Below are 19,425 nucleotides of genomic sequence, written 5' to 3' on the forward strand. Positions count from 1 at the left end.
TAATACCAAACGCATGCTCAATCCCATGCATCTGAAGCACTTTTACGAACGCTTCTTCCGTGGTCATCTTCATTGTGACGCTCTCCCTTGAAATGGTGGTAGGGCGACGTCTTCACTTCGTCCGCCCAAGCAGTTTTCCTGACTCATTTTTAGGCAGAGGGATCCTTTGCCTATAGGGCCAGTTGTTTTGGCTATCTGGTGCCAGATTTAACTGTCGAAGCGATCTCGTCGGCAATCAGAGATATCCCATCGGGGATGCGCGACGCGGGAATCGAGCTGTAGGCGATCCGATAGAAGTTGGTGGGCTGGTTGGGGCCGCGGAAGAACGGCGTGCCGGGTTCGATCAAGACGCCCTTGGCGTTAAGCGATGCCGCCAGTTGCCCCATGTCCACCCCTTCTGGCGCACGCATCCAGAAGGCTGATCCGCCAAAAACACCGCGCCCGGCAATGCTCAGACCCGCATCGTCGATGGCTTGGTTCATCACTTCGCGCCGTTCCTGATAAGCGCTGCCCATGCGGCGGATCAGGGCGTCATAATGGCCCAAAGACAGGAAATAGGCGACGGTGCGTTGGATCAGTCCCGGCGGATGACGCAACACGGCCGAGCGCAATGCGCGGGCTTCCCGGATGAAGGGTTCCGACCCGACCATGTAGCCAAGGCGCAGCCCCGGAAATAGCGATTTCGAGAAGCTGCCGACATAGATCACCCGCCCTTCGCGGTCCAAGGATTTCAGCGCGGGCGAGGGAGGCTTCAGGAACGACATTTCGAAATCATAGTCGTCTTCAACGATCACGGCGTCCAGTTCCTTGGCGCGTGCCAAAAGCGCTTTGCGTCGCTCAATCGGCATGGTGGCGGTGGTCGGGCTGTGGTGACTGGGCGTCGAGAAAATGACGTCAGTGCCATCGGGCAGAGCCTCGGGGGGCAGCCCATCACGATCAACCGGGATGTTGACCAGATGACAGCGGCTTTGGGTCAGAACGTCACGCAGCGAGTAATAGCAGGGATCCTCGATCGCGGCGGTGCGCCGTTGGGTCAGCAGGATCTGTGCGGCCATCCACAGGGCGTTCTGCGCGCCCAGCGTGATCAGGATTTCTTCCGGTCGGGCTAGAATGCCGCGGCGGGGAAGGATGTGGCGGGCGATGAATTCGATCAGTTGCGGGTCGTCCTGATCATAGTAGTCGCCCATCATCACTTCATGGTCCTTGTGACCAAGCGCGCGTAGGGCGCACAGGCGCCACGCGTTGTGGTCAAAGAGCTTTGGGTCAGCCTGCCCGTAAATGAAGGGATATTTCTGTTGCCGCCAGTTCTGCGGCTTCTTGGGCGTGCTGCCACCGGTAAAGTGGTTGCCGATGGCGCGATGCCAGTCGACCTTGTCCTCGCCCCGGGCGCGGGGTTGAAAGCTGGGCGGTTCTGGCGCGTTTTCCGAGACATAGAAGCCGGAGCGCCCCTTGGACGACAGATAGTCGTTCGCCTGCAGCTCGGTATAGGCCAGCGTCACGGTGATCCGACTGACCCCCAGATGGGTCGATAATTTTCGCGTCGAGGGGAGCTTTTCGCCACGGGGCAGGCGCCCAGACAGGATCGCCTCGGCGATCATTTGCTGGATCTGCGCTTGAAGGGTGCCCTGGGCATCGGGGTCCAGAAAGAATGTTTCAACAGGTGCTGCCATAAAGGGCACCTTATATTGGACTTAGTCGCGGTGCAATCTGGATATACTCAACTTCTCAAAGCGGTTTTCATAAACCTTGGTAAAGGTTTTGCGAAAACCATCCTTCCAATGCAGTGATGTTGCGATGTTTCTCATAATCCCGATGTGTCGAGTCTATGAGAAACGCCTTAGCGATTTGACGAGATCCACGCCGACATCAGCCCGGCATCGCGAAAGCACTCATCCGGGACCGACCGGCGTTTGGTGCGCGCGATCCGTTCGGCATAGGCCACCTGTTTCGAGGTCGCCCGAGTGTCACGTGGCTGCACAGCGCGTGCTTTCAGGCGGGCTTGATGCTCGCCAATCCAGCCAGACAGGGCGGCGCGATCCTGTGCCACGTCTGCAGGAATTGCCGCGCCCAGCTTTGACGCAATCGCGCGGGCATAGTCCGTCTGTTTTGGCGTCGGGGGCAGGCTTCTGGGCTGGGCCATGGCGTGTTCCTTTGCTCACATCGAATGAGAACAAATATAGAACAAAATACTTAACTGTCCAGCCCCCGAGGGTCACGTAATGGTGAAACCCCTTATTTTCTAGGCTTTTCAAGCCGCCATGTCAGGTTTGCCCGGACGGCGGGCCATTCCGATGCGATGATCGAGTATACGGCGGTATCGCGCAGAACCCCGTTGCCCTGATCCATATGGCTACGCAACACGCCGTCCAGCTTGGCGCCCAGCCGTTCAATCGCGGTACGGCTTTGGTGGTTCATGAAATGAGTGCGGAACTCGACCGCGATGCAGTTCAGAGTGTCGAACGCATGGGACAAGAGCAGCCGCTTGGCGTCGGTGTTCAGAGGGCTGCGCTGGACAGAACTGCGATACCAGGTCGATCCGATCTCGACCCGTTTGTTGGTGGCGTCGATATTCATGAAGGTCGTCATGCCCACGGGTGTGCCATCGGGTGTCATCACGCAGAAGGGCAACATAGATCCGGCCTTTTGCAGGGCTAGACGCCTGTTGATTTCGGCCTGCATATCTGCGGGCTTGGGGATCGATGTGTACCACAAGCGGTGCAGCGCGCCGTCCGCGCTGGCCTCTTTCAGGGCGGGTGCGTGCTCCATATGTAGCGGAGCAAGGATCACATGATCACCGGTCAGCGTAACGGGCGAAGGCCACATGGCAAATTCCTTTCCTGCCTCACGAAAAAGGCGGCCCCGGTGACAGGGCCGCCTTTCAATGAACTATGATGCCAGAGCGCAGCCGTGTCAGCCGAAAACCTTGGTCAGGGCGTTGTCGACGGCTTCGCAAATCCGGTCGATGTCCTGCTCGGTCGCGATCAGGGCCGGGCTGAAGCACAGCGTGTTGTTGCGGCCCGGAAGCGAACGGTTGGTCGCGCCGATGATCACACCTTGCGCGCCACAATCGGCGACCACGGCGCCGACGTCAGCTTCCGAGACGGGTTCTTTGGTTTCGCGGTCCTTTACCAGCTCGGCACCAAGGAACAGACCCTTGCCGCGCACGTCACCGATGACAGCGTGCTTTTCAGCCAGCGCAGACAGGTTTGCCAGCATGCGTTCACCCATCTTGGTGGTGTTCTCCAACAGGCCTTCGTCTTCGATGATGCGCAGGTTTTCCAGCGCGGCCACCGGGCCAGCGGTACAGCCGCCAAATGTCGAGATGTCGCGGAAATAGCCCATCGGGTCCGAGGCGTCTTCTTTGAACATGTCAAACACGCGCTCGGTGGTCACGCAGCAGGCAATCGCCGCATAGCCCGAGGCCACACCCTTCGCCATGGTGACGAAATCAGGCTTGATGCCGTAGTGCTGATAGCCAAACCAGGTTCCGGTACGGCCCAGACCGCAGACGACCTCGTCGATATGCAGCAGGATATCGTATTTCTCGCAGATTTCTTGCACGCGCGGCCAGTAGCCTTCGGGCGCTTCGATCACGCCACCACCGGCGGTGATGGGCTCAAGGCACAGGGCGCCAACGGTCTCGGGACCTTCACGCAGGATGACTTCTTCAATCGCGTCAGCAGCAGCGCGGCCGAACTCGACGCCCGACAGATGCTCAAGACCCAACTCGTGCTTGCGGTATTCCATGCAGTGCGGCACGCGGATGAAGTCCGGTGCGAAGGGACCATATTGCGCGTTGCGTTCGTCCTGACCACCTGCCGACATGGTGGCAAGGGTCGAGCCGTGATAGTCGCGGTCCCGATACAGGATCTTGGTTTTCTTGCCGCCATACTTCTTGTGCGCGATCTGGCGGATCATCTTGAAGGCTTTTTCGTTCGCTTCCGACCCCGAGTTGGTGATGTAGACGCGGCTCATGCCGGGCATCTTTTCGATCAGCTTCTCTGAGAACAGTGCGCCGGGGATCGAGCCCGCAGCGGCGGCAAAATAGTTCATCTTCACCAGCTGGTCACGCACAACATCAGCGATGGATTCGCGGCCATAGCCAACATTCACGGTCCAGACGCCACCCGACACGGCGTCGATATACTCTTTACCGTTCTGGTCCCAGACGCGCATGCCTTTGCCTTCGACGATGATGCGCGGATCACCAGTTTCAAAGGGTTTGTGCTGGGTCAGGTGGTGCCACACATGGGCCTTGTCGGCCTCGACCACGTGGCTGATATCGTTTTCTTTGATTTGACCGTCCATGACGTCCTCCGGTGCTGAAGGTTCCCCGTGCGAAGCGGGCCGTGGGAACAGAGATTCTTTGATCAAATATCTTCTCGGAAATTGGAAACGAAAATAGGGCCAGCCCGCTATTAAAATATATCCAGAATTGGCGCGGAAACACGGGCCACCTGATGCCAACCGGTTAACCGCGTTTGAAATATAACACGGAATGCCAGGGAAAGCTGGAATTCCCCGCAGGATTTGCTTAACTGCCCGCATGGCTGGTCAAACTGAAATCGTGTTGAATGCAATCCTGACGTCGATTGACCGGGGCGAGTTGTCGCCCGGAGAGGCAATCGACGAAAACGCCCTGATTGCGCAGTACGAGGTGTCGCGCACACCGCTGCGCGAAGCGTTGCTGCGGCTTGAAGCGATGGGGTTGGTGGTACGCCCACCGCGAAAAGGGGCAGTTCTGTTCAAGCCCAGCTTTGAAGAGTTTCTGGCCATTCTCGAGGTGAACGCCCAACTGGAAGGGCAGGCGGCGGGGCTGGCTGCACGTCGGATCGGGCCCGAGGATGGTGCGGAGCTGATGGAAATCGTCGAGGCCTGCGAGGCCCATGCCCGCGACAAAGGGGATTGCGATCCAAACGGGTACTACGCCCTAAACCTCGCCTTCCATAAAAAGGTGGCCGAGGCTGCGGGAAACCCGTTCCTTCTGGACATGATCAAGATGAATGGGCGCAAGCTTATTGCCTACTATCGCGCCCGCTATCGCAATCCGGGCGCGATCGCCGAAAGCGCGCGCGAGCACCGCCAGATCGCCGAGTTGATCTTGGTCCATGACGTGGACAAGGCACGTGCTCTGATGACCGAACATGTCCTGTTCGACCGTGTGACCGTGACCGATCTGCTGGCTGCGCTTGGTTAGGGTTTGGCTGTTGCCGCGTGTTCGAAGAACCTGACGATCCATTCCGCGAACTTCTGACCATCCGCAGATCGCGCCAGTGAGGCGCGTGCCCGTGCGATTACCTCGGCGGGTTTCTCCTCTTCCAGTTCCTCAATGAGGGCGGCGATGAAGTCTGGTGTCATTTCCGGATGGTTCTGCGTGGTGAAGACGTGATCGCCGATGTGGAAGCCGCCAATCGGGCAGCCTTCGGACGTCATAATGTTGGTCGCCCCATCGGGCATTTTGGTGACCTGTTCAATATGCGCGCCATAGAGCCGGAACTGCTGCGCATCGGCCCAAGGGGCGGGGGTGCTGATCTCCATCTCGGTCGAGCCGAAAACCCAGCCGCCCGGGTTTGTTTCAACCTTGCCGCCAAGCGCTTTGGCAATGGCCTGATGTCCGAAGCAAGCACCGAAGAGCGGTCTTTGTTGGATGTGTAGGGTGCGGATCAGCTCTGAGAGCTGATCGACCCACGCGTCGGTATCATGGACCGACGCCGGGCTGCCGGTGATCACGAAACCATCAAAGACCTCAAGCTCTTGCGGGAAATCACCATCCTTCACGGAAAAGGCCACATAGTCCCAGTTCGGGCGCTGATGAGACAGTAGAGCCGTCCACTTCTCGCCGTCCTTCGGGTGTTGGTCGGCAAAGCTGCTTTCATCCGTGTTCGTCATCAGAATTGCGATGCGCATGATTTCGCCCTTTACATATTTAACATGTTCTCTAATATATTTATAGACGCGCTATATACAACAGCTAAAACGCCAGGGAGATGCGCATGACCGTCTGGACGCCAAAAGATGATGGATTTGCAGATCTGTCGAGCCACGATACGTTTGTAAACGGTGCCCCGCACAACACGTTCGCACGTCTGCGCCGCGAAGACCCGCTGAGCTGGACCGATTGGGACGGGGGCGAAGGCTTTTGGAACGTCGTGCGCCACGCTGACATCACCGAACTGAACCGGAACTACGAGCTGATGTCCTCGGCCCGCGGCATCCGGATGGAGGATCAGACTTATGAGGAATATCTGGCCCGCCGCACCTTTCAGGAAACCGATCCGCCCGAACATATGAAGACCCGCGTGATGGTGGGGAAGGCGTTCTCGCGCCCTGTCGTTGCAGGCTTCGAAGATCAAATTCGCGAGCTGTGCCATCCCATTCTGGACGCGGCGCTTGAGGCCGGAACATTTGACGCCACCAAGATGATTGCCCGTCAGCTGCCAATGATGATGCTGGGCCGGATCATCGGCACGCCGGACGAGGACCTACCGTGGCTTGTGGAAAAAGGCGACGCGCTGATTGCCAACACGGACCCGGATTTCACCGATCACGTTTTGGACAAGATGGAGACCGATGAATACCGGATGATGCCGTTCAACTCGCCTGCCGGGGCCGAGCTGTTCGACTATGCCAAGCGTCTGATCGAGGAAAAGAACCGCAAGGGCGACACCGATGGCGTGTTGCATATGATCCTGCAACCAAATCGCGACGGGGACGTCATGCCGGAACAAGAGTTCCGCAACTTCTTCTGTCTGCTCGTCGCGGCCGGGAATGACACGACACGCTACTCGATTGCGGCTGGCATTCAGGCGATGGCGCATCAACAGGAGTTGCTGGGACAGATGCAGGAAGGCGGTGACATCTGGGCCACGGCCCCGGACGAGATCATCCGCTGGGCCACGCCCGCGCTTTACTTCCGCCGCACCGCCACGCGCGATCATGAAATGCACGGGAAACTCATCAAGGAAGGCGACAAGGTGCTGTACTGGTGGTCATCCGCCAACCGCGATGAAGAGGTGTTTGACGACCCCAATCGTGTGGACCTGCACCGCAGCCCCAACCGCCATATGTCCTTCGGGCAGGGCGGCCCGCATGTCTGTTTGGGCATGCATCTGGCACGGCTTGAGGTGCGGGTTCTGTTCGAAGAACTGGCGAAACGGGTGAAAATGGTGGAACCTGCCGGGGACCACAAGTTCCTGCGCTCGAATTTCGTGGGTGGGATCAAGGAATTGCCTGTCACCATGCAGGCCAAATAACCCCAAATGGGGCGACCCGGATCACCGGGCAGGGAGGATACATGAAAGATCGTTTGCGGGCCTTGTGGCTTGATCATCTGAGCATTCTGCGCGGCAAATACCTGCCCGGCTCGAAAATTGGCACCGGGGATACGCGGTTCTGTCGGTCCACTTACGGCGTGCATTACGACAAGGACCTTTTGGACGCGCCAGGGGCGATGATGAAGGAAGGTCTGCCGGATATGGAGCTGCGCTGGCGGGCCGAAGACATTCGCGCCGGGTGGGAGGCCTCGACGCAGATCGTCATCGGTGACCTCTATGACCAAGACGGCGTGCCACTGGAGTTGTGCGGACGGCAGGCGCTGAAACGTGCGATTGCCGCTTGGGAAGAGCGCGGCCTGAAGCCCATGGTCGGGATCGAGTTGGAGTGCTTTGCCCTGATGGCTAACGAAGTTGGTCGTCTTGTGCCGTACGATGCGCCGGGTGGCGTGGTCTATGGCACCGGGCCGTTTACCGATCCGCTTCGCTTCACCGACGACATCTGGGAGCGCGCCGAGAAGCTGGGCTTTAACCTTGAGATGATGACGGGCGAATATGACAGTCCGCAGTTCGAGTTCACCCTGACCTTTGATGAGGCGCTGAAGCACGTGGATGACATCGTGCTGTTTCGCCAGATGGCGCGCGAGGTCGCATTGGAGCACGGGCTGGTCCTGACCTTCATGCCGAAGCCGATCGCTGAAGCCGGCGGATCCGGCATGCACATCAACTATAGCTTCCGGGATCGCTCGGGCGGCAATGCGCTGGACAATGGTCCCGTGGGCGGGCCGGATCACATGAACGATCTGGCGCGCGGCTGTATCTCGGGCCTGATGCATCACCACAAGGGGCTTGCCGGTCTGGTCGCGCCGACGACGAATTCCTACCAGCGTTTGCAGCCGGGATCGCTGTCAGGCTACTGGCGCAACTGGGGCGGGGATCACCGCAATGTCACCACCCGGATTTCCGGCGAGGGCGGCGCGAAATCGCGGCTTGAGCACCGGATGGCAGACGCAATGGCCAACCCCTATACGGCGGTGGCGGCTGTGTTGCAGGCATCCCTGTTGGGGCTGGAAAACAACTATCCGCTTGGGCCCATCGAGGGCGGCGACGGGTTTGATCGCACCGAGGCCAAGGAAGGCACGGCTGTGAACCTGAAGGCGGCGATGAACGATCTGGAGGCCGACACTGTGCTGGGCGATCGCGTCGGTCGCTTGTTGGTCGACAACCATATTTTCATGAAGCGCAAAGAGGTTATTAAGACCCGCGACTTGGAAGGCGACGGGCTGCGCGATTTCTATGTGAACTTCGTCTAAACGGAAAGATAACAAGGAGATACGAGATGAAAGTAACCTGGGTCTTGTCTGGGGGCGAGGAAGTTGTGGCTGACGTCCAGACGGGCGTGAACCTGATGGAAGCCGCCCAAGCGAACAATGTCGTGGGCATTCATGGCGAATGCGGGGGCTCTCTGTCCTGCGCCACCTGCCACGTGCATGTGGATGGCGACTGGTTGTCCAAAACCGGCGAAAAGGGCGATTTCGAAGAGGCGATGCTGGACATGGCGGATGGCGAAGTCACCGATGCCTCGCGCCTGTCCTGCCAGATCGAAGCCTCGGACGCTCTGGACGGCATTCGGCTGGTCGTCCCGGTCTGAAGCTTGTGTGATCCGCCTGTGCTACACTTGTCGCAAAGGGAGGATCACATTACGCATCTCGGAGCGTTCTCGGTCAGCCTTGGCGTCAAGGATCTGGCCGCATCAAGGGTGTTTTGCGAGGTGCTGGGCTTCACCGCCTATGCCGGTACTGAAGAACGCAATTATCTGATCATGAGGAACGGCGACACTCTGGCGGCTTCCCCATTTTGATCGACCAACACAGATAAAGGCCGCCCGGTCGGGGCGGCCTTTCTGTTGGTTTTGGCAGAGGCTTAGACGGCGGCGAAGCCCGCTTTCAGTGCGCGCAGGATGGTCTGCACGTCGTCCGAGGTCAGCACCAGCGGCGGTGACATGATGACGTTCGGACCCGAGACGCGTACCATCGCACCGTTCTGATAGGCGACCTCTTGCAATGTGCCGATGGTCTTCTTGTCAATCGGTGCCTTGGTGGCCGGATCAGAGACCAGCTCCAGCGCGCACATCAATCCGTGCCCCCCGCGCACATCGCCGATGATGTCATAGGCCGCGCCAAGTTCTTGCAGGCCCGCAAACAGCTCGGCGCCACGTGCGGCGGCGTTTTCGTTTACCTTCAGGCGCACGGTTTCCTCCATACAGGCCACGGCAGCGGCCGCGCCGACCGGGTGGCCCGAATAGGTGTAGCCGTGGCCGATTGCGGCGGCACCGGTCGTATCTTTTTCAAAGGTTTCAACCACATGGTCGGCAATCATCACCGCGCCGAAAGGGAAATAACCATTGGTGATCGCCTTGGCGGTACACATGAAATCAGGCTGCACGCCCCAGTACCGGCTGCCCGACCAGCCCCCGGTACGACCAAAGGCGGTGATGACCTCGTCCGCGATCAGAAGGATCCCGTGTTTCGAGCAGATCTCGCGCGCGCCCGGCATGAAACTTTCATGGGGGGGGATGACGCCGCCTGCACCCAGAATGGGCTCCATGATCATCGCGGCGATGGTGTTTGCGCCTTGGAATGCGATCTCGTCTTCCATCGCCTGCAGGCACAGTTGGGCTAGACGCTCGGGGTCCGTTTCGTTGAACGGGTTGCGATAGGTGTAGGGTGCCGGGATGTGATAGCAGCCGGGCAGAAGCGGTTCATACTGGGTGCGGAAATTGGCGTTCCCGTTCACCGACGCGCCGCCCATATGGGTGCCGTGATAGCCCTTCTTCAGGCTCAGGAACTTGGTGCGGCCCGTGTCGCCCTTCACCTTGTGATACTGGCGCGCCAGACGCAGCGCAGTTTCAACACTGTCCGATCCGCCCGACGTGTAAAACGCCCGCGTCAGCCCGTCCGGCGCGAAGAAATCACGCAGGAGTTCCGACAGCTCGATCACCTTGTCATTGGTAGTGCCGCGGAAGGTGGAGTAGTAGGGCAGAATGTCCAACTGGGCCGAGATCGCGTCCTTGATGGGCTGGTTCGAAAATCCAAGATTCACGTTCCACAGCCCGCCCACGGCGTCGACGACCTCGTGCCCGTCGACGTCTTTGATCTTTACGCCAGAGGCGCCGGTGATGATGGTCGGCGGGTTTTGAAGGCTGTCGGCGGGATGCGCCATTGGATGCCAGAGCGAACGGGCGTTCTTTTCTTTCAGAAAGTTGGAATCTTTCATGTCAGCTCGCTTTCTACAGGAGAGTCTGTGGGATTGATTTTGGGAAAACTGTCGGGTGGAAAGCCCCCCAGCACGCGCGTGGTGCGGCGGGCTGCGAGGGCGAGTTCGGTTTGGATGGTTGATCTTAGCTCGTCGGTCATACGCGAGACGGGGGCCGCGACGGCTATTGCGCCGATGCAGTTTGACCCGGCGTCGAAAATTGGCACAGCATGGGAATAGACATCTTGCTCGTAGCCGCCAACGGACCGCGCCATGCCATGCTCGCGGATTTTCGGAAGAAGGGCGCGGATTGCTTCGGGATCGGTCACGGTTTCCGGCGTGCGTACCACCAGCGGTTTGTTCAGCACGGCGTCAACAAAGGGGGCGGGGGAAAAGGCCAAGACGGCCAGACCGGAGCCGGTGGAGTGCAGCTCGAGCACCTCGGCATCTTCCATCATCACCATCGTGCCATGCTTGTGCGCATAGCTATAGGCAAGGTTGGAAAGAACCTCGCCATTCAAGAGCGACATATGCGAGGTCTCGCCGGTTAACTCGCTAAGTTTCGTCAGTTCAGCCAGAGCCAATTCGCGCATGGGAACGGCTTTTTCGCGCAGGGCAGCGAGCCGCAGAAAGGCCGGACCAAGACGATATTCACGCCCCGCGCCCACCTGTTCAACGAATCCATGATCTGCCAGTTCGCCCATCAGGCGATAGACGGTGGCCTTGTTCATACCCGACAGGCGCGCCAGGTCGCTCAGGCCAATCTGGGACTGTGCGCGGCTGAAATAATTAAGCAATGACAGTGCTTTGGATGCTGTTCCCATTGGGTCTTCCGGTTGGTTTCCGCGCTTGCTTTCTGGCGAGCTGCGCAGTTTTTCATTCACATGTTCATTGTTTTGTTGACAGGAATCACTCCCGTCTGTCAATCTATTTTAAAACCGATGGTTCGAATATTGAACCGATGCAAGAATTCTGATCTGACGAAACAGGGAGACCGTCATGAACACCAAATCCATTCTGGCTGGCGCGCTGGCCGTAACCGCATCCATGGTCGCGGCACCCGCGATGGCCGAATATCCGGAAAAGCCGGTCAGCTTCATCGTCCCATGGCCTCCGGGTGATCTGGAAGACGTGCTGACCCGCATGATCGCGGAAGACTTCCAGGCCGAGTACGGCGTATCAGCTGCTGTTGTGAACAAACCAGGCGGGGGTGGCGGCCCATTCCCTGGAGCGATCGACGTGGCAACGGCTCCAGCTGATGGTTACACCATCGGCAGCTTCGTACCCGCAGTGCCGGTGATCGGCCACGAGATCGGCATTGACGAGCTGGCCCCGGCCAAATTCGACCCGATCGGCATCTTCCTGACCTATCCCTTCGTGGTCGCGACCTCGGGCGACGCGCCTTATAGTTCGATGGCCGAGCTTGCTGACTATGCCAAGGAAAACGACGTGGCGCTGGGCCATTTCGGTGACGTGCTGACGCCGACGCAGGTGACCAAAGCCTACGCAAAGAATGCTGGTTTTGAGTGGGGGTCGGACGCGGCGTTTGACGCACTGGACTGCAACACGCTGGCCTCGGGCGACGCAGACGTGATCAACACCACGTTGCAGCTGATCCTGCCCTGCCTTGATGACGTAAAAGTCCTGATGGCCGTCACCGACGAGCGTATCAGCCTTGTGCCGGACACGCCCACCATTGGCGAACTGGACGCTCAGCTGAACATCGCCCTGTGGAACGGCCTGTTCGTAACCAAGGATACCCCGGCAGATGTGCGCGAGAAGATCGCCGCCGTTGCTGCTAAAACTGTGATGAGCGAACGTGCTCAAGCGGTTGCCAAGGAAACCGGTGCGCTGGTGTACTGGATGGATGCTGAAGCCTCGGCCGCACGGATCGCTGGCGATCAGGAAACCGGTGCCGTGATCAGCGGGATCCTTGAGTAATCCCATCTTATACGATCTTTGGCGGGGCTGGCTTTGGCTGGCCCCGTGTGACGCATACGCCCCCGGAAAGCGCCCGATATGAGCGATGAGATCACAGAACATCCAGACCGGCCACAGCGCGGTCAAGTGTTGTTCGCGGCCCTGTTTTTGATCTGTGCCACGCTTTTGCTGGCCGCCATTGAAGATCAAACCAAGTGGCTGAAAGGCAAAGACTTCTTCGCACAACCTAGGTTCTGGCCGGGGATTGGTGTTGGCGGCATGGTGTTGTTCACTGCACTGCATTTTTGGCATCTGCCGCGTAAACAACGCCGCCTGCCGCGCTGGATGCGTGAAGCGGATTGGTTCCAATGGGCCGAAAGCTTGTCTTGGGCGGTATTGGCGATAGGTCTGTCACTATGGCTTGGCCCAATAGGCGCGGCCCCCATCGTGTTTCTGGTCGCTGTCATCCGTGTGACGTGGCTGTACCAACACTGGACGGACCGGCGCGAAGCCAAAATCTGGGCGTCTGTTTTCGAGTGGGCGGGATGGTTCTTAGCCTACGTCATATTGGTGCCGTTGATCGGCTATTTACCGGTTACAATCGCGTTCTCGCTGATCCTGACATGGCGGGTGGGTTACCGCTCGCGCTTGATGATGTGGAGCGCGGGTGTCTTTGCGGTTTTAGTCGTGCTGATCTTTAAAAGCTTCTTGCAAGTAAAGATCCCCGGCGCGGCCATCTATGAATACCTTCCGGGCGCGCTGCGCTCGTTCTTCATCCTGAATTTCTGAGGGCAGCATGGACCTGATCTACGACTTTCTTGCGCAAGTGCAGGCCAGTTCCTCGGTTCTGGCCCGCTGGGACGTGGTGCTGGCGCTTTTGGTGGGTTCGGTCGGCGGTGTGCTGATCGGCGCGATTCCCGGGGTTGGCCCCGCGGTGGCCATCGCGATCTTGCTGCCGGCCACGTTCAGCATGGACCCCATTGTCGGGCTGACCGTGCTTTTGGGCATCTATGGCAGTTCGATGTATGGCGGATCCATTCCCGCGATCCTGATCAACACGCCGGGCACGGCGGTGAATGCGTTGACCACTTACGATGGTTACCCGATGACCACCCGTGGCGAGGCACGCCGCGCGCTGTCTCTGGCCTATAGCTCGTCCTTCTTTGGCGGCATCTTCTCGGTCGTGTGCCTGATCTTCTTCGCGCCCATTCTGGCGAAAATCGCCCCCATGTTCGGCTCGCGTGAGATCTTCTTGGCGGCGCTTCTGGGCATCATCCTCGTTGTCACCGCACACCGGAAACATACGCTGATTGCGGCGGCGATGGCGTGTTTTGGCATCTGGCTGAATACCATCGGCCTGCACTCGGCCAGCTTCTCCAAGCGCTATACCTTTGACCAAAGCTGGTTGTCGGGTGGGGTGAACCTGATCGTCGTTGTGCTGGGGCTTTTTGCACTGTCGCAGGCGTTTACGCTGTTGCACGGAGATGATGAGAAAGTCCGCCTGACCAAGCTGAAAGGCAGCTTCTTCCAAGGCTTCCGTGAGCTGGCCCGCCATCCGCGCATCGCAGGTATTTCGGCCACCTTCGGTGTGGTTATGGGCATGATCCCCGGCGTGGGCGAGTTCACCGCGCAGTTTATGTCCTACACCTATGCGCAGAAGTCGTCGAAGCGTCCCGAGGACTTTGGGCACGGATCGTCAGAAGGTCTGATCGCCGCCGAGACCGCCAATAACGCGGTCCCCGGTGCCGCGATGGTCCCGCTTCTGGCGCTGGGCATCCCCGGTGAAGCGCTGACGGCGATGATGCTGTCGGTCTTCTATGTCCATAACGTGATCCCCGGCCCACAGCTGTTCCAGAATGACATGGACTTTGTCGTGGCGCTCTACCTCGCGCTTCTGATCCTGAATGTACTTGTGGTGGCCTTCTTGTTGGTCGCAACCAATCAGTTGATCAAGGTGGTGAAGATCCCCAATCGCTTCTTGGGTGTGTGCATTTTGGTTCTCAGCTTCGTGGGCGTCTACTCGCTCCGCAACTCGCTGACCGACTGCATCATCGCCGCCGCTTTTGGCATCTTCGGCTTCATCATGAAACGTATGCAGCTGCCAGTTGTGCCCATCGTTCTGGGCATGGTTCTGGGCGGCATCATGGAAGTGAAACTGCGCAGCGCCATGGCGCGCGTGAAAACCCCGCTTGATTTCATTGATCGCCCAATTGCGGCGATCCTATTCGGAATGATTGTCCTTGTCCTTCTCCTGCATTTCCGCCGGGTCTGGCTGGACTACAAAGAAAGAAAGACCGACGAATGGCAGATCAGTCACGCATCAACGAGCTTTCCAGCCATCCTATCGCGCCGCAGAAACTATATATTGACGGAGCGTGGCAAGAAGCTGAGGGCGAAGCGCAAGACGTTCTCTCGCCGATTGACGGACAAAGACTGACCACGATTGCGCGGGCGTCCGCTGCGGATGTGGACCGCGCGGTTGCGGCGGCACGGCGGGCCTTTGACGACGGGCGCTGGTCACGAGCAGCTCCTGCGTATCGCAAGAAGGTGCTGCACAAGCTGGCCGATTTGATCGAGGCCAACGCGCTGGAACTGGCCGTTCTGGGCGTGCGCGACAACGGGACCGAGATCGGCATGGCCCTGAAGGCCGAGCCGGGATCGGCGGCAGGCACCTTCCATTATTATGCCGAGGCATTGGACAAGGTCTATGGCGAGATTGCCCCGACTGCGGGTGATGTGCTGGGTCTTGTGCACAAAGAACCCGTGGGCGTCGTGGGCGCGATTGTGCCGTGGAACTTCCCGCTGATGATTGGGGCGTGGAAACTTGCACCCGCGCTGGCGGCGGGGAACTCGGTGGTGTTGAAGCCGGCCGAAACCGCGTCGCTGTCGCTGCTGAAGCTTGCGGAATTGGCTGCCGAGGCCGGACTGCCCGACGGCGTGTTGAACGTCGTCACCGGGGCAGGGTCCGTCACGGGCGAGGCTCTGGCCATGTCGATGGATGTGGACGTTCTGGTCTTTACTGGCTCCGGCGGGGTCGGGCGGCGGCTGTTGGAATATTCGGCGCGCTCGAACCTGAAACGCTGTTATCTGGAGCTTGGCGGCAAGTCCCCCAATGTTGTCTTCGCAGACGCGCCGGATCTTGAGCATGCAGCTAAGGTTTCGGCAGCTGGTATCTTCCGCAATGCCGGGCAGGTCTGCGTGGCAGGTTCGCGTCTGTTGGTCGAAGAGAGCATCCATGATGAATTTGTCGAAGCGCTCTCGCGCCATGCCGCCGCGATGAAGGTTGGCAACCCTCTGGACCTGACCACCAATATCGGTGCGGTGAACAACCTGACCCAGTTGGAGGGCAACCTGAACTTCGTGACGAAAGCCGTGGCCGAGGGTGCCGAGATCGCGCTGGGCGGTTCGCGCATCATGGAGGACACCGGCGGCTATTTCATGGAGCCGACCGTGTTGAAAGGCGTGAAGCCGCAAGACAACGTGGCCCAGAACGAAGTGTTTGGGCCGGTGCTGGCGGTCACACCGTTCAAATCCGACGCAGAAGCCGTCGCCATCGCCAACTCGACGAAGTTCGGTTTGGCAGCAGGGGTTTGGACGTCGAACCTCAGCCGTGCGCATAACATGGTGCGCGACATTCAGGCGGGCGTTGTCCACGTGAATACTTACGGTGGATCGGACGGGACCGTGCCGCTTGGCGGGGTCAAGCAATCGGGCAACGGCCATGACAAGTCGATGCACGCCTTCGACAAGTATTTCGACCTCAAGACAGCATGGATGCAGCTATGAGCGACACAACAATTCTGGTCGTCGGGACCTATGACACCAAAGATGACGAGCTGAACTATATCGCCGATGTGATCCGGGCGCAGGGCGGAGGTGTCGCCACGATGGACATCTCGGTTCTGGGCGATCCAACTGGACCATGCGATTACTCCAAGCATAACGTGGCCGAGGCTGGTGGGTCGTCGATCCAAGCCGCCATCGACAGCGGGGGCGAGAACACGGCCATGCAAATCATGGCGCAAGGCTCGGCCGCTTTGGCGTTGAAACTTTACCGTGAGGGCGTGTTTGATGGGCTGATCGTGCTGGGTGGCACCATGGGCACGGATGCAGCGCTGGACCTGTGTCAGGCATTGCCAATTGGCGTGCCGAAATACGTGGTCTCGACCGTCAGCTTCTCACCCTTGATCCCGCCGGAACGCCTGCCTGCGGATGTGCAGATGATCCTTTGGGCAGGCGGGCTGTATGGTCTCAACTCGATCTGCAAAGCGTCGCTGTCACAGGCTGCAGGTGCCGTGCTAGGCGCGGCTCGCGCAGTCGAGAAACCGGACTTCCAAAAGCCGCTCATTGGCATGACCAGCTTCGGCAAAACCGTGTTGCGCTATATGGTCAGCCTGAAACCGGCGCTGGAAGAACGCGGGTTCGAGGTCGCCGTGTTCCACGCCACCGGTATGGGCGGGCGCGCCTTTGAAAGCCTTGCGGGCGAGGGCGCCTTTGCCGCCGTTCTGGACTTTGCCCCGCAGGAACTTGGTAACCACATCATGGGATCGACCATTTCCGCCGGGCCGGATCGAATGACCAATGCGGGGGCGTCTGCCACGCCGCAGATGGTATCGATTGGCTGCTATGACCTTGTCGATTTTATCGGCTGGCAGGACATCCCGCCGAAGCTGGCGGGGCAGGAAGTGCACGCGCATAACCGACTTCTATCTTCGGTGATGATGACTCCTGATCAGCGGCGCGAGATGGCGCAGGCTATGTGCACCCAGCTTGCAGGTGCGAAAGGCCCGGTAAACCTGATCCTGCCTCTTGAAGGTGGCAATGAATGGGACCGTCCCGGTGGTCCGCTACATGACGCCGAGGGGCTGGCCGCGTTCGTCGAGGAAATCCGCGCCCACTGTCCAGACAACGTGACGCTGATCGAGTTGGAGAGCCATATCAACGACGCCGCGTTCTCGGACCGTGTGCTGGCAGAGTTTGATGCGTGGGTGGCTTCGGGCGTGGTCACCCCCTGAGACAACTTGTTGCACCCGCAATGATTTGCAATCTAGGTGCGACGGGTATTTATTGTCGGTGTTAAGGAGTGAATATGCCACACCTGTCATTCGAATTCAGCAATGGGCTGGGCGAGCAGGCAGATTTGCCTGCTCTAGCCGAAACCATGCGCGAAGCACTGGTCGCCACGGGGAAATGTCCCATTGGCGGCATCCGCGTGCGTGGGTTCGAGGCTGACATCGACGCCATTGGCGACGGGGCAGGCGGTTATCACTTCCTGGATATGATCCTCAGACTAGGGCAGGGACGGGACGAAGCCACGCGCGAGGCCATCGCCGACACCCTATACAGCGCGGTTGAGGACGCGCTGCGCCCGCAGATGGGCGACACGCCCTTCATTCTTAGTCTCGAGGTTCAGGAAATCGAAACCCGCTTCAGCCGCAAAGGTTGGAGCACGATCCACGCGGCCATCCGCGAAAGGACTGACAATGATGAAGAAACTCGATCGCGCCCTGCCTCTGGCACTTCTCCACGCCCGTGAGGCGACCCTCAAACCCTTCCGTCAGGAACTCGACGATATCGGCCTGACGGTCCAGCAATGGCGCGTGATCCGCGTGCTGGCCGAAGGCAAACCCTGCTGCGCCACTGAACTGGCCGAGCGCTGCGTCCTGATGCCCCCTAGCCTGTCGCGCATCCTGAAAACCCTGACCGAACGCGGGCTGATCGAACGGGTCGAAGACAGCGACGCGCGCCGCCGCCGTGTGAAGATCTCGACGGACGGAGAGGCGAAATACGCCACCATGTCGCAAAAGGCGGCGGGCATCTATGAGGATCTGGAAGACAAGTTCGGGACCGAGAAAATGGAAACGCTTCTGGATCTGCTGAACGAGCTCTACGACGTCGCCCGCGCGGCCTGACCGTGTGTCACGCAACGGCGTTCTTGCATGGGGCCTTGGCGCGGCTTACCCATAGGGTAGCAATGAACGAGGCCCCCATGTCCAATACTGACGCCCCCGAAGGCAACATCATCCTGCGTACGCTCGCCATGCCCAAGGACACCAACGTGGCCGGAGACATCTTCGGCGGCTGGGTGCTGTCCCAAATGGACATCGCGGGTGGCGTGCTGGCCGCGGAATACGCGGGCGGGCGCGTGGCGACCGTGGCTGTGGACGCGATGAAGTTCATCTCGCCGGTCAAAGTGGGCGACGTTTTGTGCCTGTATGGCGAGGTCACACGGGTCGGCAGGACCTCGATGTCCGTCACGCTCGAAGCGTGGTCGGAACGTGACCGAGGCCGCTCGAAGCACAAGGTGACCGAGGGCGTGTTTGTCTTCGTCTCACTTGACGACGACGGCACCCCGGTTCCGGTGAAGAAAGACTAGATTTCGGGTCCGTGCTGCCTGCGGTCCACCTGCAGCATGCCAAAGCGATTGGCCGTGACGATGAACAGGTCGCCGTAGGTCAGCGGCGGCTCTCCGCCAGCGCCGAGGGCCTCCCAGATCTCGCGCAGATTGCCCTTGTTGCCGACCCAAACGACTGTTTTTCCGGCGGATGCGGTGAGCAACCGCTCGGCCATACCGTTGGCGGGCAGCCGGTTGATCGGCAAATTGCGATCCGTTGCCAGAGGCTGGGCCGTGTCCAGATTGCGCTGCATGCTGGGGGAATAGATCGCGTCGACATGGGTCCCGTCGAGTGCCCCCACCAAAGCCTGCGCCCGCGCGCGCCCGATGGCATTCAGATTTTCCCCGGTCCGATCCCCATGCCGCACGATGATCAACGTTGTGTTTGGCGCCAACCCCAGCACACCCGGTCGCGCACATGCCGTCAAAACCCCAGCGCCCGTCAGCGCCAGAAATACCCTTCTTTTCATAATGTTTCCCCTCTTCTTAATAGGGGAAGCTTAGCAAGGGGTGGGGGATGTGGCTAGTTTTGCGGGATGATGAGATCACGCGAACCGGAAGAACCTCAATCTCCACGAGCTAGAA

At 59.5% G+C, this 19,425-nt stretch carries 21 protein-coding genes; 13 read left to right on the forward strand and 8 right to left on the reverse strand.

Translation table 11 applies throughout. The annotated features are described in order from the left end of the window. Positions 1-191 precede the first annotated feature (191 nt). The 4 genes from G0Q00_RS00025 to G0Q00_RS00040 all read right to left on the reverse strand — a co-directional run bounded on the left by G0Q00_RS00025 (position 192) and on the right by G0Q00_RS00040 (position 4,308). A complete protein-coding gene (locus G0Q00_RS00025; protein WP_163035376.1) occupies positions 192-1,670 on the reverse strand; it encodes a PLP-dependent aminotransferase family protein in 1,479 nt (492 codons plus the stop codon). 167 nt (positions 1,671-1,837) lie between these two features. After that, positions 1,838-2,140 carry a hypothetical protein gene (locus tag G0Q00_RS00030; RefSeq protein ID WP_163035377.1) on the reverse strand — a complete coding sequence of 101 codons (303 nt, stop codon included), beginning with the start codon at positions 2,138-2,140 and terminating at the stop codon, positions 1,838-1,840. Between the two features lie 92 nt (positions 2,141-2,232). Further along, positions 2,233-2,823: a GNAT family N-acetyltransferase gene (locus G0Q00_RS00035; protein WP_163035378.1), complete on the reverse strand. Its 591-nt coding sequence runs from the start codon at positions 2,821-2,823 to the stop codon at positions 2,233-2,235. Between the two features lie 87 nt (positions 2,824-2,910). Then, on the reverse strand, positions 2,911-4,308 hold the full coding sequence (locus G0Q00_RS00040) for an aspartate aminotransferase family protein (RefSeq protein ID WP_163035379.1): 1,398 nt from the start codon (positions 4,306-4,308) through the stop codon (positions 2,911-2,913). 238 nt (positions 4,309-4,546) lie between these two features. On the opposite strand from G0Q00_RS00040, the gene G0Q00_RS00045 reads away from it, so the two are divergent. Next, positions 4,547-5,197 carry a GntR family transcriptional regulator gene (locus tag G0Q00_RS00045; protein ID WP_163035380.1) on the forward strand — a complete coding sequence of 217 codons (651 nt, stop codon included), beginning with the start codon at positions 4,547-4,549 and terminating at the stop codon, positions 5,195-5,197. Here the strand turns inward: G0Q00_RS00045 and G0Q00_RS00050 are convergent. Continuing rightward, positions 5,194-5,907 (reverse strand): type 1 glutamine amidotransferase, encoded by a 714-nt coding sequence (locus G0Q00_RS00050; protein ID WP_163035381.1) that lies wholly within the window; start codon positions 5,905-5,907, stop codon positions 5,194-5,196. The two genes, G0Q00_RS00045 and G0Q00_RS00050, sit on opposite strands and share 4 nt — an antisense overlap. An 86-nt stretch (positions 5,908-5,993) precedes the next feature. On the opposite strand from G0Q00_RS00050, the gene G0Q00_RS00055 reads away from it, so the two are divergent. The 4 genes from G0Q00_RS00055 to G0Q00_RS00070 are packed head-to-tail and all read left to right on the forward strand — an operon-like array spanning position 5,994 to position 9,132. Beyond that, positions 5,994-7,253, forward strand: coding sequence for a cytochrome P450 (locus tag G0Q00_RS00055; RefSeq protein WP_163035382.1), 1,260 nt, complete (start codon positions 5,994-5,996; stop codon positions 7,251-7,253). Between the two features lie 41 nt (positions 7,254-7,294). Beyond that, positions 7,295-8,584: a glutamine synthetase family protein gene (locus G0Q00_RS00060; protein WP_163035383.1), complete on the forward strand. Its 1,290-nt coding sequence runs from the start codon at positions 7,295-7,297 to the stop codon at positions 8,582-8,584. Between the two features lie 26 nt (positions 8,585-8,610). After that, the gene (locus G0Q00_RS00065; RefSeq protein WP_163035384.1) at positions 8,611-8,922 is read left to right on the forward strand and encodes a 2Fe-2S iron-sulfur cluster-binding protein; all 312 of its coding nucleotides are present in this window, start codon (positions 8,611-8,613) and stop codon (positions 8,920-8,922) included. 27 nt (positions 8,923-8,949) lie between these two features. Further along, the gene (locus tag G0Q00_RS00070) at positions 8,950-9,132 is read left to right on the forward strand and encodes a VOC family protein (RefSeq protein WP_203564871.1); all 183 of its coding nucleotides are present in this window, start codon (positions 8,950-8,952) and stop codon (positions 9,130-9,132) included. A gap of 62 nt (positions 9,133-9,194) precedes the next feature. On the opposite strand, the gene G0Q00_RS00075 is transcribed toward G0Q00_RS00070, so the two are convergent. Beyond that, positions 9,195-10,547, reverse strand: a complete 1,353-nt coding sequence (locus G0Q00_RS00075) for an aspartate aminotransferase family protein (RefSeq protein WP_163035385.1) — start codon at positions 10,545-10,547, stop codon at positions 9,195-9,197. Beyond that, positions 10,544-11,350, reverse strand: a complete 807-nt coding sequence (locus tag G0Q00_RS00080; RefSeq protein ID WP_163035386.1) for an IclR family transcriptional regulator — start codon at positions 11,348-11,350, stop codon at positions 10,544-10,546. Before G0Q00_RS00080 ends, G0Q00_RS00075 begins: the two co-directional genes overlap by 4 nt. A 175-nt stretch (positions 11,351-11,525) precedes the next feature. Here G0Q00_RS00080 and G0Q00_RS00085 point away from each other — a divergent pair, with 175 nt between their 5' ends. The 8 genes from G0Q00_RS00085 to G0Q00_RS00120 all read left to right on the forward strand — a co-directional run bounded on the left by G0Q00_RS00085 (position 11,526) and on the right by G0Q00_RS00120 (position 18,822). Continuing rightward, positions 11,526-12,467: a tripartite tricarboxylate transporter substrate-binding protein gene (locus tag G0Q00_RS00085; protein WP_163035387.1), complete on the forward strand. Its 942-nt coding sequence runs from the start codon at positions 11,526-11,528 to the stop codon at positions 12,465-12,467. Positions 12,468-12,545: 78 nt separating this feature from the next. Continuing rightward, positions 12,546-13,235: a tripartite tricarboxylate transporter TctB family protein gene (locus tag G0Q00_RS00090; RefSeq protein ID WP_163035388.1), complete on the forward strand. Its 690-nt coding sequence runs from the start codon at positions 12,546-12,548 to the stop codon at positions 13,233-13,235. 7 nt (positions 13,236-13,242) lie between these two features. Next, positions 13,243-14,883, forward strand: a complete 1,641-nt coding sequence (locus G0Q00_RS00095; protein ID WP_163035389.1) for a tripartite tricarboxylate transporter permease — start codon at positions 13,243-13,245, stop codon at positions 14,881-14,883. Continuing rightward, complete coding sequence (locus tag G0Q00_RS00100; RefSeq protein ID WP_163038188.1) at positions 14,790-16,232, forward strand: aldehyde dehydrogenase; 1,443 nt, start codon at positions 14,790-14,792, stop codon at positions 16,230-16,232. The genes G0Q00_RS00095 and G0Q00_RS00100 overlap by 94 nt, the downstream gene beginning before the upstream one ends. Next, positions 16,229-17,461, forward strand: coding sequence for a Tm-1-like ATP-binding domain-containing protein (locus tag G0Q00_RS00105; RefSeq protein ID WP_163035390.1), 1,233 nt, complete (start codon positions 16,229-16,231; stop codon positions 17,459-17,461). Before G0Q00_RS00100 ends, G0Q00_RS00105 begins: the two co-directional genes overlap by 4 nt. Before the next feature lie 74 nt (positions 17,462-17,535). Beyond that, a complete protein-coding gene (locus G0Q00_RS00110; RefSeq protein WP_163035391.1) occupies positions 17,536-17,982 on the forward strand; it encodes a 5-carboxymethyl-2-hydroxymuconate Delta-isomerase in 447 nt (148 codons plus the stop codon). Then, complete coding sequence (gene hpaR / locus G0Q00_RS00115; RefSeq protein WP_163035392.1) at positions 17,933-18,358, forward strand: homoprotocatechuate degradation operon regulator HpaR; 426 nt, start codon at positions 17,933-17,935, stop codon at positions 18,356-18,358. The genes G0Q00_RS00110 and hpaR overlap by 50 nt, the downstream gene beginning before the upstream one ends. 77 nt (positions 18,359-18,435) lie before the next feature. Then, positions 18,436-18,822: an acyl-CoA thioesterase gene (locus tag G0Q00_RS00120; protein WP_203564872.1), complete on the forward strand. Its 387-nt coding sequence runs from the start codon at positions 18,436-18,438 to the stop codon at positions 18,820-18,822. On the opposite strand, the gene G0Q00_RS00125 is transcribed toward G0Q00_RS00120, so the two are convergent. Beyond that, positions 18,819-19,310: a histidine phosphatase family protein gene (locus G0Q00_RS00125; protein WP_163035394.1), complete on the reverse strand. Its 492-nt coding sequence runs from the start codon at positions 19,308-19,310 to the stop codon at positions 18,819-18,821. The two genes, G0Q00_RS00120 and G0Q00_RS00125, sit on opposite strands and share 4 nt — an antisense overlap. Positions 19,311-19,425: the final 115 nt, after the last annotated feature.

The sequence above is a fragment of the Aliiroseovarius sp. PrR006 genome (assembly GCF_010500215.1).
In the GTDB taxonomy this organism is placed as follows: Bacteria; Pseudomonadota; Alphaproteobacteria; order Rhodobacterales; family Rhodobacteraceae; genus Aliiroseovarius.